At 71.8% G+C, this 13,964-nt stretch carries 14 protein-coding genes; 8 read left to right on the top strand and 6 right to left on the bottom strand.

Annotated features, from left to right (window positions below; genetic code table 11):
* Window positions 1–19 precede the first annotated feature (19 nt).
* Window positions 20–3,976 carry a Pls/PosA family non-ribosomal peptide synthetase gene (locus ACZ7H1_RS27580; protein ID WP_470790476.1) on the top strand — a complete coding sequence of 1,319 codons (3,957 nt, stop codon included), beginning with the start codon at window positions 20–22 and terminating at the stop codon, window positions 3,974–3,976.
* A gap of 40 nt (window positions 3,977–4,016) precedes the next feature.
* Window positions 4,017–5,366: a M1 family metallopeptidase gene (locus ACZ7H1_RS27575; RefSeq protein ID WP_470790475.1), complete on the top strand. Its 1,350-nt coding sequence runs from the start codon at window positions 4,017–4,019 to the stop codon at window positions 5,364–5,366.
* Between the two features lie 21 nt (window positions 5,367–5,387).
* Here ACZ7H1_RS27575 and ACZ7H1_RS27570 read toward each other — a convergent pair whose 3' ends face one another.
* Entirely contained in the window at window positions 5,388–5,741 is a 354-nt protein-coding gene (locus ACZ7H1_RS27570) for a hypothetical protein (protein WP_470790474.1), read from the bottom strand.
* A 184-nt stretch (window positions 5,742–5,925) separates the two neighbouring features.
* On the opposite strand from ACZ7H1_RS27570, the gene ppk2 reads away from it, so the two are divergent.
* From ppk2 to ACZ7H1_RS27555, 3 genes are all read left to right on the top strand, one after another.
* Window positions 5,926–6,918: a polyphosphate kinase 2 gene (gene ppk2, locus ACZ7H1_RS27565; protein WP_470790473.1), complete on the top strand. Its 993-nt coding sequence runs from the start codon at window positions 5,926–5,928 to the stop codon at window positions 6,916–6,918.
* Window positions 6,919–7,065: 147 nt separating this feature from the next.
* Window positions 7,066–7,539: a hemerythrin domain-containing protein gene (locus ACZ7H1_RS27560; protein WP_470790508.1), complete on the top strand. Its 474-nt coding sequence runs from the start codon at window positions 7,066–7,068 to the stop codon at window positions 7,537–7,539.
* Between the two features lie 137 nt (window positions 7,540–7,676).
* Window positions 7,677–7,973 (top strand): hypothetical protein, encoded by a 297-nt coding sequence (locus ACZ7H1_RS27555; RefSeq protein WP_470790472.1) that lies wholly within the window; start codon window positions 7,677–7,679, stop codon window positions 7,971–7,973.
* A gap of 184 nt (window positions 7,974–8,157) precedes the next feature.
* Here the strand turns inward: ACZ7H1_RS27555 and ACZ7H1_RS27550 are convergent, their stop codons facing one another.
* Both ACZ7H1_RS27550 and ACZ7H1_RS27545 read right to left on the bottom strand, forming a co-directional pair.
* A complete protein-coding gene (locus ACZ7H1_RS27550; protein WP_470790471.1) occupies window positions 8,158–8,889 on the bottom strand; it encodes a hypothetical protein in 732 nt (243 codons plus the stop codon).
* Window positions 8,890–8,993: 104 nt separating this feature from the next.
* Window positions 8,994–9,599: a TIGR03086 family metal-binding protein gene (locus tag ACZ7H1_RS27545; protein ID WP_470790470.1), complete on the bottom strand. Its 606-nt coding sequence runs from the start codon at window positions 9,597–9,599 to the stop codon at window positions 8,994–8,996.
* 135 nt (window positions 9,600–9,734) lie between these two features.
* On the opposite strand from ACZ7H1_RS27545, the gene ACZ7H1_RS27540 reads away from it, so the two are divergent.
* Window positions 9,735–10,739, top strand: a complete 1,005-nt coding sequence (locus ACZ7H1_RS27540) for a BtrH N-terminal domain-containing protein (protein WP_470790469.1) — start codon at window positions 9,735–9,737, stop codon at window positions 10,737–10,739.
* Window positions 10,740–11,136: 397 nt separating this feature from the next.
* Complete coding sequence (locus ACZ7H1_RS27535) at window positions 11,137–11,880, top strand: hypothetical protein (RefSeq protein ID WP_470790468.1); 744 nt, start codon at window positions 11,137–11,139, stop codon at window positions 11,878–11,880.
* A gap of 43 nt (window positions 11,881–11,923) precedes the next feature.
* Here ACZ7H1_RS27535 and ACZ7H1_RS27530 read toward each other — a convergent pair whose 3' ends face one another.
* Genes ACZ7H1_RS27530 through ACZ7H1_RS27520 form a run of 3 tightly spaced genes read right to left on the bottom strand, consistent with a single transcriptional unit; the run spans window position 11,924 to window position 13,208 of the window.
* On the bottom strand, window positions 11,924–12,136 hold the full coding sequence (locus ACZ7H1_RS27530) for a hypothetical protein (protein ID WP_470790467.1): 213 nt from the start codon (window positions 12,134–12,136) through the stop codon (window positions 11,924–11,926).
* A gap of 45 nt (window positions 12,137–12,181) precedes the next feature.
* Entirely contained in the window at window positions 12,182–12,766 is a 585-nt protein-coding gene (locus tag ACZ7H1_RS27525; protein ID WP_470790466.1) for a toll/interleukin-1 receptor domain-containing protein, read from the bottom strand.
* Entirely contained in the window at window positions 12,759–13,208 is a 450-nt protein-coding gene (locus ACZ7H1_RS27520) for a hypothetical protein (RefSeq protein WP_470790465.1), read from the bottom strand. The genes ACZ7H1_RS27525 and ACZ7H1_RS27520 overlap by 8 nt, the downstream gene beginning before the upstream one ends.
* Window positions 13,209–13,392: 184 nt before the next feature.
* Between ACZ7H1_RS27520 and ACZ7H1_RS27515 the strand changes: the two genes are divergently transcribed.
* Window positions 13,393–13,860 carry a RipA family octameric membrane protein gene (locus ACZ7H1_RS27515; protein WP_470790464.1) on the top strand — a complete coding sequence of 156 codons (468 nt, stop codon included), beginning with the start codon at window positions 13,393–13,395 and terminating at the stop codon, window positions 13,858–13,860.
* Window positions 13,861–13,964 lie beyond the last annotated feature (104 nt).

Below are 13,964 nucleotides of genomic sequence, written 5' to 3'. Positions count from 1 at the left end.
GAGCGAGACGCGAGGGCCGATGGCAGCCACACCTGAACGCGGTGAACTCACTCTGCTCGACGACGGGGGAACGGCCCGGGAGTCCGGGAAGTCCGCCCGGTTCTCCGCGGGGCCCGCGGCCCCGCCGCGCACCCTCGTCGACATCTTCGAGGCCTCGGTACGTGCGTATCCGGACGAGCTCGCCCTGGACGACGGCACCGGCCGGCTGACGTACCGGGCACTGGCCGGCGAGGTCGAGCGTCGGCGGCGTTCGCTGGTGGCCGCCGGGGTGCGGCCCGGCGACCGGGTCGGCGTCCGCGTGCCGTCCGGGACCAACGACCTGTACGCGGCCGTCCTCGCCGTCCTCGCCGCAGGCGCCGCCTACGTGCCGGTCGACGCCGAGGACCCGGACGAGCGGGCCCGGCTGGTCTTCGGCGAGGCCGGGGTGAGGGCGGTGCTGGGCGCCGGGCGGCACATCGAGGTCATGGACGTCACCGAAGCCGCCCGTGCCGCCGGTGGCGCCGCTTCCGGCGTGGGCGATGCCGCGGATGCCTCTGCCCCCGCCGGGCGGCCCGGCCCCGGACACGACGCGTGGATCATCTTCACCTCCGGCTCCACCGGGACGCCCAAGGGCGTCGCCGTCAGCCATCTCAGCGCGGCGGCCTTCGTGGACGCCGAGGCCGCGCTGTTCCTCGCCGAGGACCCGATCGGCCCCGGCGACCGGGTCATGGCCGGCCTGTCCGTCGCCTTCGACGCCTCCTGCGAGGAAATGTGGCTGGCCTGGCGCCATGGCGCCTGCCTCGTGCCCGTCCCCCGCTCGCAGGTGCGCAGCGGCGCCGACCTCGGCCCCTGGCTGGTGGAACAGGAGATCAGCGTGATCTCCACGGTCCCGACCCTGGCCGCGCTCTGGGATCCCGAAACCCTGAGCGATGTCCGGCTGCTGATCTTCGGCGGCGAGGCCTGCCCGCCCGAGCTGGCCCGGCGCCTGGTCACCGAGGGGCGCGAGGTCTGGAACACGTACGGCCCCACCGAAGCCACCGTCGTCGCCTGCGCCGCGCTCCTGACCGGTGAGGAACCGGTCCGGATCGGCCTCCCGCTGAACGGCTGGGAGCTCGCCGTGGTCGACGAGTCCGGTGAGCCGGTGCCGATGGGCGGCAGCGGCGAACTCGTCATCGGAGGCGTGGGCCTGGCCCGCTACCTCGACCCGGAGAAGGACGCCGAGAAGTACGCACCCTCGGCAGCCCTGGGCTGGCAGCGCGCCTACCGCAGCGGTGACCTCGTCCGCGCGGAACCGGACGGCCTGGTCTTCCTCGGCCGCGCCGACGAACAGGTCAAGCTCGGCGGCCGCCGGGTCGAGCTGGGCGAGCTGGACGCCGCACTCCAGGCGCTGCCCGGCGTCGCCGGCGCAGCCGCCGCCGTACGCACGGCGCGCGGCGGAAACCAGCTGCTCGTCGGCTACCTGGTCACCCAGGAAGGCTGGGACCGCGCCGCGGCCGTGGAGCGGCTGCGCGCCGAACTGCCCGCCGCCCTCGTGCCGCTGCTCGCGCAGGTGGACGAGCTGCCGACGCGCACCTCCGGCAAGGTGGACCGGAACGCACTGCCCTGGCCTCTGCCCGAGCAGGAGGCCGCCGGCCCGGCCGAGCAGCTGTACGGCACCGAGGCCTGGCTCGCCGAGCAGTGGGGCGAGATCCTCGGAGTGCCCGTCACCGGCGCCGACGACGACTTCTTCGCGATCGGCGGGAACAGCCTCGCGGCCGCCCGGCTCACCACCCGGCTGCGGACCCGCTACCCGTCCTCGGCCGTACTCGACATCTACCAGCAGCCCACCCTGCGCAGGCTGGCCCGGCGGCTGGAGAAGTCCCTCCCGGACGACGCCGTGGCCCGGACCGTCGCGCCGGTGCCCTTGCGGGCCAAGGTGACGCAGTGTCTTCTGCTGCTCCCGCTGTTCACCCTGGTCGGCCTGCGCTGGACGGTCGCTCTGGCGGCCCTGGGGAACGTACTGCACTGGTTCGGGCCCTATCCGTGGGCGCCGACCGCTTCCTGGTGGCTCGTCGCCGCCGGTGCCGTCCTGCTGTTCAGCCCGCCCGGCCGCCTCGCGCTCGCGGCCGGCGGCGCCCGGCTGCTGCTGGGCGGGGTGCGGGCGGGCGTGCACCCGCGCGGCGGGAGCGTGCACCTGAGGCTGTGGACGGCCGAGCGACTGGCCGAGTACACCGGCGCCACGTCGCTCACCGGCTCCTGGCTGGAGCGGTACGCGCGGGCCCTCGGGGCCAAGGTCGCCGCCGAGGTCGACCTGCACGCGCTGCCTCCGGTCACGGGCATGCTCAAACTCGGCCGCGGCTGCGCCGTCGAGTCCGAAGTGGACCTGTCCGGGCACTGGCTGGACGGCGACCGTCTCGTCATCGGCCCGGTCAGGGTCGGTGCGGGAGCGGTGGTCGGCACCCGCAGCATGCTCTTCCCGGGCGCCCGGGTCGGCAAGCGGGCCGAAGTGGCACCCGGCTCCGCCGTGGTCGGACAGGTCCCCACCGGCCAGCGCTGGGCCGGAGCGCCCGCGGCCAAGGTGGGCAAGGCCAAGCACAACTGGCCCAAGGAACGCCCGCCGCGCGGGATGGGCTGGCGCGCCATGTACGGAGCCACCGGCTTCTGCCTCACGGCCCTGCCCGTGCTCGCCGCCCTGCCCGCCCTGCTCCTGGTGGGCCGGTTCGTGCCCGCCGACGCCGGCCTCTCCCGGGCACTGGGCGGAGCGCTGCTCGCCGTGGTGCCCGGTGCGCTCGCCTTCGGGTGCGCGTACGCCGCGCTGCTGCTCATCGCCGTACGGCTGCTCAGCCTCGGGCTGCGCACGGGAAGCCATCCGACGCACAGCAGGGTCGCCTGGCAGGCCTGGACGGTCACGCAGCTGATGGACCTGTCCCGGGAAACGCTCTTCCCGCTGTACGCCGGGCTGATCACACCGGTGTGGCTGCGGCTGCTCGGCATGAAGGTCGGCCGGGGGGCGGAGGTGTCGACCGTGCTCGCCCTGCCGAGCCTCACCACCGTGGGTGACGGGGCGTTCCTCGCCGACGACACCCTGGCCGCCCCGTGTGAGTGGGGCGGCGGCTGGGTGCGGATCGGGCACTCCGAGATCGGCCGCCGGGCGTTCCTCGGCAACTCGGGAATGACCGCGCCGGGCCGCACCGTGCCGGACGACGGACTGGTCGGGGTGCTGTCCGCCACCCCCAAGAAGGCCAAGAAGGGCAGCTCCTACCTGGGGCTGCCGCCGGTCCGGCTGCCTCGATCGGCCGCGGCTGCCGACCGGAGCCGCACGTACGAGCCGCCCGCCCGCCTGCTCTGGGCGCGCGGCACGGTGGAGCTGTGCCGGCTCGTCCCGGTCTTCGCCTCGGCCGCGCTCGCGGTACTGACGGTGGCGGCCCTCAGCGCACCGGCCACGACGAGCGGCGTGGGGATCTGGGCCGCTGCCCTGCTGTCCGGAGTGGTCCTGCTCGCCGCAGGAACGGCCGCGTGCGCGGTCTCCACGGCCGCGAAGTGGCTGCTCGTGGGCCGGCACCGGGCGGGAGAGCACCCACTGTGGAGCGGATTCGTATGGCGCAACGAGCTGGCCGACACCTTCGTCGAGGTGCTGGCCGTGCCCTGGCTCGCCGGATCGGTGCCCGGCACGCCGGTGCTGGTCCTGTGGCTGCGCGGGCTCGGCGCCCGGATCGGCCGGGGAGTGTGGTGCGAGACCTACTGGCTGCCCGAGACGGACCTGGTCGCCCTGGGCGACGCGGTCAGCGTGAACCGCGGCTCCGTGTTGCAGACACACCTCTTCCACGACCGGATCCTGAGGACGGACACTGTCATCCTCAGTGAGGGTGCCACCCTGGGCCCGGGTGGCATCGTCCTGCCCGGGAGCACGGTCGGTGCCCGCAGCACACTGGGTCCCGCCTCCCTCGTGATGGCCGGGGAGTCGGTCCCCGCCGATTCCCGCTGGCTGGGCAATCCGATCGAGGCGTGGAGGTCGTGAAAGGGCGGAGCCGAGGACGGCGCAGGGAGCGGAAGCGGCAGTGAGCGGGCACCAGACAGCGGGTTCGGACCCGTACTTCCCGGCCAACGGCGACCCCCGTTACCGCGTGCACCGGTACGAACTCGACCTGGAATACCGCCCCGGCCCCAACCGGCTGGCCGGGACGGCCCGGCTCAGTGCGATCGCCGGGCGGGCACCGCTCACCGAGTTCCACCTGAACCTGGCCGAGTTCAGGATCGGCCGGGTGCTGGTGAACGGACGGCAGCCGCGCTACGCCCACCGGGGCGGCAAGCTCAGCATCCGGCCGGTCAAACCGCTGCCCGCCGGCGCCGCCTTCACCGTGGAGGTGAACTGGTCGGGCAACCCCAAACCGGTGCGCAGCCCCTGGGGAGGAATCGGCTGGGAGGAGCTCACCGACGGCGCTCTGGTGGCCAGCCAGCCGGTCGGCGCGCCCTCCTGGTACCCGTGCAACGACCGCCCCGCCGACAAGGCCTCGTACCAGATCTCGATCAACACGCCGTCCCCCTACACCGTGGTGGCCGGCGGCCGGCTGCTGACCCGGACGACCCGGGCCAGCACCACCACGTGGGTGTACGAGCAGTCCGCGCCGACCTCCAGCTACCTGGTCGGCCTGTCCATCGGTACGCACCAGACCCTGCTCCTCGGCGACCCGGGCCTCAGCGGCGTACCGCAGAGCGCCCACGTTCCGTCACACCTGCTGCCGAAGTTCTCCCGCGACTTCGCCCGCCAGCCCGCCATGATGCTGCTGTTCGAGGAGCTGTTCGGGCCGTACCCCTTCGGCGAGTACGCGGTGGTCGTCGCGGACGAGGAACTGGACGTCCCGGTGGAAGCCCAAGGCCTCTCCTTGTTCGGCGTCAACCACGTGGACGGCGCCCGCGGCTCGGAGCGCCTCGTCGCCCACGAGCTGGCCCACCAGTGGTTCGGCAACAGCGTGAGCATCGCCGACTGGCGGCACATCTGGCTGAACGAGGGCTTCGCGAAGTACGCGGAATGGCTCTGGTCCGAGCGCTCCGGCGGCCGCGCGGCGCACGAGATGGCGGCCGGCGCGCACCGACTGCTGGCCGGGCAGGCGCAGGATCTGCGGCTGGCCGACCCGGGTCGCAAACTGATGTTCGACGACCGACTGTACGAGCGGGGTGGTCTCGCGCTGCATGCGATCCGGTGTGCCATGGGCGACCCGGCGTTCTTCGCCATGTTGCGCAACTGGGCCACCGTGCACCGCCACGGCGTGGTCACCACCGCGGGCTTCACCGCCCACGTCGCCCGCCACGCGAGCGGACCCGTGGACGAGCTGCTCGCGGCCTGGCTGTACGAAATGCCCCTCCCGCCGCTGCCACAGCCCACGCCGGGCACCGCCGTGTCGACGTAAGGGCCTCACCTGCGCAGAAGGTCACAGGTCGGCCTGAGCGTCACAGGTCTGCCGGGAACCTGTCCCAGGCCCGGTGCGCGGCCAGCGCGCCGATGGTGTGCCCGACGGCAGCAGCAGCGCTGTCGGCCGCGGCGATACCGGGTTCGTCCGGTCCGATGCCGGCTGCGCCGAGGACTGCCCGGTGGGACCGACCGTCTCCGGCCCGTTCTGGTCAGCCTTCGGGGGCAGGGGCTCCGTCGGTTCCGTCGGCTCCGTCACCTGTGGTGAGGCGGCGCCGGGCTTCCCCGGCAATGCGCCGGGCGTGTCTGCGGGTGCCTCCTCGGCCTTCTCGGCGCTTTTGACGTTCTCGGCGCTCTTGGCGTTCTTGGCGTCCACGACTTCTCCCTGGGCTGTCGGCGGGCATCACAGCCATGACCTGAAGCCCGGCTGCGCCTGCTCCCTGCCACCTCGTCCTCGTCCGCCTACCCACTGCGCCGCAGGGAACCCTCTGCGAGTGCACCCAGGCCGCGCGCCCGACGGTTGCTGTGATCCTTCGGGCGTGTCCGGGTAGGGGTCCGGCATGGACGAAAAGCGGCCGGAGAGGAACTCCGACGATCTGCTCGCCGGGCTGAGGGTGGATGCGAGCCGCCCGGAGCAGCCCGTGCTGCTCGACGCCGCCGGTGCTGCGATCCGTACCTGGCAGCAGAACTACCCGTACGACCGGAAGATCCAGCGGGCGGAGTACGAGCGGGCCAAACGGATCCTGCAGATCGAATTGCTCAAGATGCAACGCTGGGTGAAGGCCACCGGGGCCCGGGTCGTGGTCGTCTGCGAAGGCCGGGACGCGGCCGGAAAAGGGGGCACGATCCAACGGTTCACCGAGCGGCTCAACCCCCGCGGCGCCCACATCGTGGCCCTGGACAAACCCACCGACCGCGAGGCCGGGCAGTGGTACTTCCAGCGCTACGTCGCCCACCTCCCCGCCCCGGGGGAGATCGTCTTCTTCGACCGCTCCTGGTACAACCGCGCCGGTGTCGAGAAGGTCATGGGCTTCTGCTCCGACGACCAGTACGAGCTCTTCCTCCATCAGTGCCCGACCTTCGAGGCCATGCTCGTGGAGGACGGCATCCTCCTGGTCAAGTTCTGGTTCTCCGTCTCCCGCGCGGAGCAGCGCACCCGCTTCGCGATCCGCCAGGTCGACCCGGTGCGCCAGTGGAAGCTCTCCCCCACCGACCTGGCTTCCGTGGACCTGTGGGACGCCTACACCCGCGCCAAGGTCGCCATGTTCCGCGCCACCGATAGCGCCCACGCTCCGTGGACGGTGGTCAAGAGCAACGACAAGCGGCGCGCCCGGCTGGAGGCGATGCGCAGCCTGCTGTGGCAGACCGACTACGACCACAAGGACGAGCGTGCCGTCGGCCGGCCCGACCCGCTGATCGTGGGTGCCGCCCACACCCTGCTGGAGGCGGGTGAAGAGCTGGCCGACCTCTCCCCCACCCCCTTCGCCGGACCGGCCTCCGGCCCGGGCCAGCACCCCGCCCCACCGGCCCGCCCGACCGGCACGGGCCAGTGATGTCCGGGCGGAGGCGTACGGCGTAGCCGCGTCGCCATTCCGGGCCAAACCCGTCCTCGGACCGGGTGCGCGACCCCGCATCGGGTACACGAGGTCAAGGTGGCCGCCCGCGCCACTGCAACGTACGGCGATGCCGAGGAGGCGCTGGTGGACGGGATCGTGCTGCTCAAGGAAGACCACAAGACGGTCGAGAAGCTGTTCAAGCAGTTCGAGAAGGCCGGTGACCACGCGCACGCGGAGAAACGGAAGATCGTCGACCGCGTCATCGACGAGCTCACCACCCACACCTGGATCGAGGAGAAGATCTTCTACCCGGCCGCCCGGGAGGCCGACCCCGACACCAGGGACCACGTCCTGGAAAGCATCGAGGAGCACCACGTCGTGCTGTGGATGCTCTCCGAGCTCAAGGACCTCGACCCGGCCGACGAGCGGTTCGACGCCAAGATGAGCGTCCTGATGGAGAACGTCCGCCACCACGTCGAGGAGGAGGAGAAGGAGTGGTTCCCCGACGTCCGCAAGGCCATGGGGCGCAACCGCCTCACCGCACTCGGCGAACAGATGGAGAAGGCGAAGGAGCGGGCTCCGGGCGAGCCCCTCTCCGTCCCCAGCGCCAAGCAGTGACCCTGCTCACCACGGCGGCGATCCCTCCTGCCGCGCCCCGGCCCGGATGGCGCATCTGAACGCGCGCGCGACCCGTCCGCGGGCTCGACTGAGGACCGAAAGGGTTCCCCAAGGCCCACGAGCGGGACGGAGCGGCGATGGCCATCATCGTGGTGTTCGACATGCCCGGCATGACCCAGGCCCAGTACGAGGAGGCCACGAACGCGATGAACGAGGGGCGCGGCCTGTTCAGGACCCGCGCAGACTGGCCCGTACCGGGGCTCGTCGCCCACCTCGCCGGGCCCAGCCCCACCGGTTGGTTCGTGGCGGACGTCTGGGATTCGCAGGAGTCGTTCGACCGGTTCGGAGAGGTCGTCGTCCCGGTCCTGCAGGACCTCGGATTCACCGACGCGCAGCCGAAGATCTACCCGGCGTACAACGTCGTGACCGCATAGCCGACCCTCAGCCCCGGGCGAGCGGGCCCGTCCGCGGACGAGGCAGACGGGGGGAGACCCGCCGCAACCGCCTCACCGCCCGGACCGCAGGGCAACCGGGGGTCCGGCCCACGGCCCCCATGCGTTGCCCCGTGTCCGCGAGTACGCCGGGCGGCCAGCCCCCCGGCGGTCAGCCCCCCGGCGGTCAGCCGGGGGCGTTCCAGGCGGTTGTCAGACCGTCCAGCCACGCCGGCGGCAGCTCCGCGGCGTCCCATTCCTCCCGCAACTCCTGCGGCGCGGCGACGAGCCGCTCCAGTACGGCGATGCTCGTGGTGGAGTGGAGGAGCGAATACCGGCCGTGGATCGCGATGGCGCTGTCCGGTCCGAACTCCGCGAACAGCCGCTCCAGCCGGGTCCGGTGGCCAGCGGCGAAGGCCGTCAGTCGCCCGGCGTACCCGGCTCGCTGCCGGGGGGTCATCGTGGCGAGGACGGCGGCGAGCACTTCCTCGGTCACCTCCGGGTCCAGTTCCGAGACCGCGGTGAACGACAGGTACACGGGTGTCAGCGCCACCCGCGTCCGCTCCACCTCGATTCGCCCGGCCCGCGGGCGCTCCGTGTCCGCGCCCGGCTGCCCGTCCTCCCCCACGGCACGTACCAGGGTCCGCTCGGCGACGGCGCCGAGCTCCTCCAGGAGGCCGGCGGCCCCGTCGAGCCAACCCGACTCGTACGCTGCGCCCTTGTCCCCCGGCGCGCTGCGGATGCCGCCGCTCAGCTCCCCGTGCGCGAGGGCCAGCGCCCCCGCCTCCACGAGCCCGATCAGTTGACGCGCATCACCGGGAGAGACCCCCGCCCGCGCGAGGAGCTGCACCAGCGTCGTCCTCGCGTTGTCGGCACTGACCTCGTCCGGCCACTGCCGTCCCTCACCGGCCGTGCTCATCGGTCCTCCTCATCACTCGGGTAGTGCGGTGCGTGCAACGAGATCGCACCCCGCGACAGTCCAACGCCCGACGACCGGGTTGTGCTCCCCGGCGGCGCAACCGTTCACGGGGACGTCTGCGGGGGCGTCCAGCCCGGATCGCGTCCGCTCAGCCCGACTGCCCGGTCCAGCAGCGGGGCGTCGTCCGGTACGGCCACAATGGGGCCGAAGATGCCCCCGCCCCGGGTCTCGTCCTCGGCGGCCGCCACGAGGAATGCGTGCGAGGCGCCCAGTGCGGCCTGGTCGGGTGCGTACGCCTGGCCGGTGGCCCGGGCGAGGTCCCAGCCGTGGATCACCAGTTCGTTGACAGCCACCGCACCCGCGATGTCGCCGGGCATTTCCATTCCGCCCGCGCGGGTCATGCCGGTCCGGGCCGCCGGGTCCCCCCAGGCCTCGGCCAGTTCACCGAGGACGCGGGGCAGTTCCTCGCGCCAGCCGGCGGGCAGGGAGGGCGCGGCTGCCGTGGGGTCCGTGTCCGTGGTGGGGCCCAGGTCCTTGCGGGCGGCGTCGCGGAAGGCGACGGCCAGGCCCGTGAGGTGGCCCAGAAGGTCGCCGACCGCATACTCGGGGCAGGGCGTCGGGTCGCCGAGCCGGGCGTCCGGGACGCCCGCCGCGAGACGGGCCACGATCCGAGTTTGCGGTGCGAGGTCGAGAGTCGTCGTGTCGGTCATCTGTCGCTCCTCCGGGTCAACGGGTCTGAAGGGTAGACCGGCGGCGGAGCCCGAACTCAGTGCAACGCGGGCCGCAGACCCACCCGCTGACAGAGGCCGTCCGGTTCCCGCCGCTTCCGCGGATAGTCTGGCTGCATGACTGTGCTCGTGTACGAAGATTTCGGTACCGGACGCCACCGCGAGGCCTCCCTGATCCGGCACGCCCTGGGCAGTGTCCACAGCGAAGAGCTCGTGGCCGGGTTGGCCGGGGGCATCGGCTTCATGTACTTCGTCTTCGAGTACGAGGGCCGGCCGCCCATCGCCACGATCGTGGCCCAGGCCCACCCCGAGCCGTGGGTGCAGGTCGCACTCGGCCGACTGGGAATCCCGTACGACGCCACGCGCGCGATGAAGCCCCGCTGGGGCAGGGTCCGGGCCGCGCTCGACGAGGGGCAGCCCGCCTTCTGCGTGGTCGACCGCTCCTCGCTGCCCTGGCACGTGGCCGACCCGGACGCCGAGATGACCGGTGCCGATCCGTACACCGTCGTCATCGCCGGGTACGACGGAGACGACCTGCTGATCGAGGACGGGGCCGAGACGCCGTACCGCATCGACCGCGAGGAGTTCGGTGCTGCCTGGACCGCGCACCGCAACGGCCGCCACCAGCTGATCGTGCCCACCGGGCCGGCCGAGGGGGAGCCGGACGTGGCAGGGGCGATCACCTCTACCGTCACGCACCTCACCGGACCGGTTCTGGGCAACCAGTTCGACGTGAACTTCGGCTTCAGCGGGATGGAGAAGCTCGCCGCGCAGCTGCGCGACAGCACCACCCGGGAGGGCTGGGAGCGCCGGTTCGGCAGCTCGCCCGAGGCCTTCCGCACCGGCACCGGGCGGCTGTACGCCTGCCTGGAGGAGGAGTGGACCGCCCCGGGCGCGACCCGGCCGCTGTACGCGGACTTCCTCGACCTCGTCGAGCGCCCGGAGGCCGCCGGACTGTTCCGGGAGTCCGCTCGGTACTGGTCGGAGCTGGCCGTGCTCGCCCGGGACACCGACCCGGATGCCGGCGCCGAGGAGCGGCGGGCGCTCTTCGACGCGTGCGCGGAACGGGTGGACCGCTGCCTGGACCTGGAGCGGCAGGCGGTGCGGGCGCTGGAGAAGTAGTACCCGGCTCTCCCGAGCCCCGGTCCCCGCGGCCGGGGCCGGGCCGGCCCCCTGGCGCGGGGCACCGGGCTTCCCGTACAACGAACCATGGCCAATCGCCGACAGCCCGACGACCTGGCACCGCCGGCAGACTGGAGTGACGCCGAGCGCCGTCTGTGGTCGGCTTTTCGTGACGGCAGCATGCTGGACCTGCGTGCGGGAGAGCCCGCCGCCGACGATCCCTCGAACGGCGCGGGGTGGGGCCATGAGCGGAGCATCAGCGCCCACGTGATCGCCGTTCTGCTTCTCGACGGCCCGCCCCCGCGTCCCGGAAGGGTACGGGCGCTCCGCATCGCCGGCGCACGCGTGACGGGTGGACTGGACCTGACCGCAGCGACCGTCGGCTGTGAGATCGAGCGTGCAGATCAACGGCGAAGCCGTCCTGTCGAACGCCGTGGTGCACCACGTCCCTTCGGACGAGCCGGCGATCCGCCTCGACGAGAGTCACGCGCGACGCCTGGACATCGGCATGGCACGGGCCGATACGGGGTCCGTCTCGCTGCGGGGATCCACCCTCGGCACGCTCGTCGACCGTCCTCAAGGAGGTCCGCTCCTGGAGCTGGACGCCCTCGTCTACGGGCGACTCGAACCACTCCCACCGCGCTCGACCGGCGTACGGCTTGCCTGGCTCCGGGAAAGCCTCGGCGGTCACTACTTACCACAGCCCTACGAGCAACTCGCCGCGGCCTACCGCCTCCTCGGCCACGACGGCGAAGCCCGCAGAGTCCTGCGCGCCAAACACCGTCACCACCGCTCGACCCTGCCGTGGACGACCAGGATCTGGGACTGGATGCAGGACGCCGTCGCGGGCTACGGCTACCGCCCCGCGCTCGCCGGCGGATGGCTCCTCGCCCTGACGCTGCTCGGCACGCTCGTGTTCGGCATCCACGAGCCACAGCGCTCCGAGCCGGGCAAGGGACCGGCCTTCAACCCCACCGTCTACACACTCGACCTGCTGCTGCCGATCATCGACTTCGGCCAGGAAAAGGCGTTCGTGGCGGCGAACGGGCAGCAGTGGCTTGCCTATGCCCTGATCGCCCTGGGGTGGATCCTCGCGACCACGCTCGTTGCCGGCCTCACCCGTGTGCTCGGGCGCTCCTGACAGGACGAGGCCGCCCCCGGCACCCCCGCCCGCTGACATGGTGTCAAGACCGGCAGCCGACTGCTGACGCGCCTGCCGGGGCCGAGAGGAGTTCCTCGGCCGCGAGGGTGGTGCGGGTGGAGATGCGGCACAGGTGTGCGATCCATGTCTGCGGGTCGAGGGCGAGTACGCCGACGGCCGAACGGCGCAGGCGCCCTGCGAATCGCCTGGCCTCCACGGCCCCGGCCGATCCGGCCAGCGGGAAGTCGACGAGCACCGCGCGAGGTCATGTCACGGCCGCCTCGTTCCCGGATCGGGAGCTTCAGGCGTCGTCATCGTCGTCATCGTCATCGTCTGACGCCGCGACGGCGGCGAGGGTGGTGAGGCGGGCTTCGGGGAGCGTCGTCCCCAGGGCCAGGGCTCCGGCGATCCTGGCCCACCGGGTGTCCACGGCGGTCTTTTCGTCGCGGGGCTCCGGAAGCGGTGAGGTTTTCCTTCCGGGGAATCCGAACTTCGACTTTCTGGGCCGGGCTTCCAACCTGATGGCGTAGATGAGGTTTTCCCGGGCAGTCCGCTCGTCCGCAGCCGAGATGTCGGCGTACGTGATCGCGGACAGTACTGCGGGAACGGTGCAGCGCTCGACCATCACCGGCAGGAGCGAGGAGCGCGCCATTCCCGATGTCCACTCGGTCGTGCACCACTTCGACGCGAAGTAGGCCGGGGAGTATATGGGCATCACCCATCGCGCCCGGGACAGCTGTTCATTGATCCACGTGACGAAGTTGCCGCCGGCCAGCGAGTCCCATTCCTGCAGGACGCAGGTCCGTTCGGCGGCTTCCACGACCTCGCCGATCCAGGTGGCCCATCCGACGTCGCTCTCGGTGTAGGAGACGAAGATGTCATCCACGCCCGCGCACCTCGAAGACGCCCGGGAAGACCAGCTGCTTGCTGGCCATGTCGTAGTATCCGTGGTCGTCGTGGTGCAGCGCCTTTCGGGTCCAACTGGCGATCAGGTTGACGAGCTTGTCGTTGAGGTTGTGCTTCGAGGCCCACAGCGCGAAGTGCTCGGGCCGCGCCATCCCCTTGCTGGAGATGTACTTTCCTTCGACCACTATGAGTCCGTACAACATGCAGATCTTCGCGATCTTTTCGACCCGGTCGTAGGCGTCCTCCCCATGGTGGTCGAGGAGGTAGTTCCCTCCGGCGGAACCGTCGGAGCGAGCAACGCTGAACTGCAGGATCGTCCCGTCCTCCCGCACGAAGGCGCACCCCGCCGGAATGTACAGCTGGACGCTCCTGCCGTCGGCACGGCGGGCGTCGACGGTCAGGTCATTCTGGCTGATGTACACGTGTTCCTCCCCCTGTCGTGACTCGTTCTTGCCAGCCCTCGTGATCCTTAATCCCACTCTGTGTGCGGCCGTTGGACGCAGGAGACGGGTGCCTCGTACAAGGTCTTCCGGCCCGGTGACAGCCGTCGTGCCCCGCCTTTACGATGCGCCCACGTGACTTCACTCGAGGGAGGAAGCAGCGTCGGTGACGACACCTCCGGAGCCGAACCAGCGGGCAGAGGTCCTTGAGCTGTACAAGCTCGCCGTGGAGATGGCCGACCGCGTCTCCGCGCGCCGCGGGACCGCCAACGCCTTCTTCCTGTCGGTCCAGACCGCATTCGTCGCCCTCATCGGAATCGGCTTCCCGGAGCCGGCCGGGTCCCCCTGGTGGGCGGCGCTCGCCGTGGCCCTCGCCGGTGTCACCCTGTCGGCCGCCTGGTGGCTGCAGCTCCGGAGCTACCGGGACCTCAACACCGCCAAGTTCGAGGGCATCAACAAGCTTGAGGAACGTCTCCCGGTCAAGGTCTTCGCCGACGAGCGGGAAGCTCTGAGGAGCGGTCCGGTTCCCGGCCGGCGCAGGCACTACGCCGAGCTGGGTACGTCGGAACGCATCGTGCCCCTCGTTTTCGTCGCGGCGCACCTGCTCCTGTTCGCGGGCACCCTGACCGGGTGACCTGCCCGCGCGGGGTCGGCGAGTACGGGTTCCGGGGCCGTGGCCCCGGAACCCGTCCCCGCCCCCAGAGCGGCGTTACCCCCTTTTGGAGTTTCCATTGTCCT

This window comes from Streptomyces sp. NPDC037401, assembly GCF_055602345.1.
The sequence above is the reverse complement of the archived record's forward strand: the minus strand, read 5'-3'. Positions and strand labels throughout refer to the sequence as shown.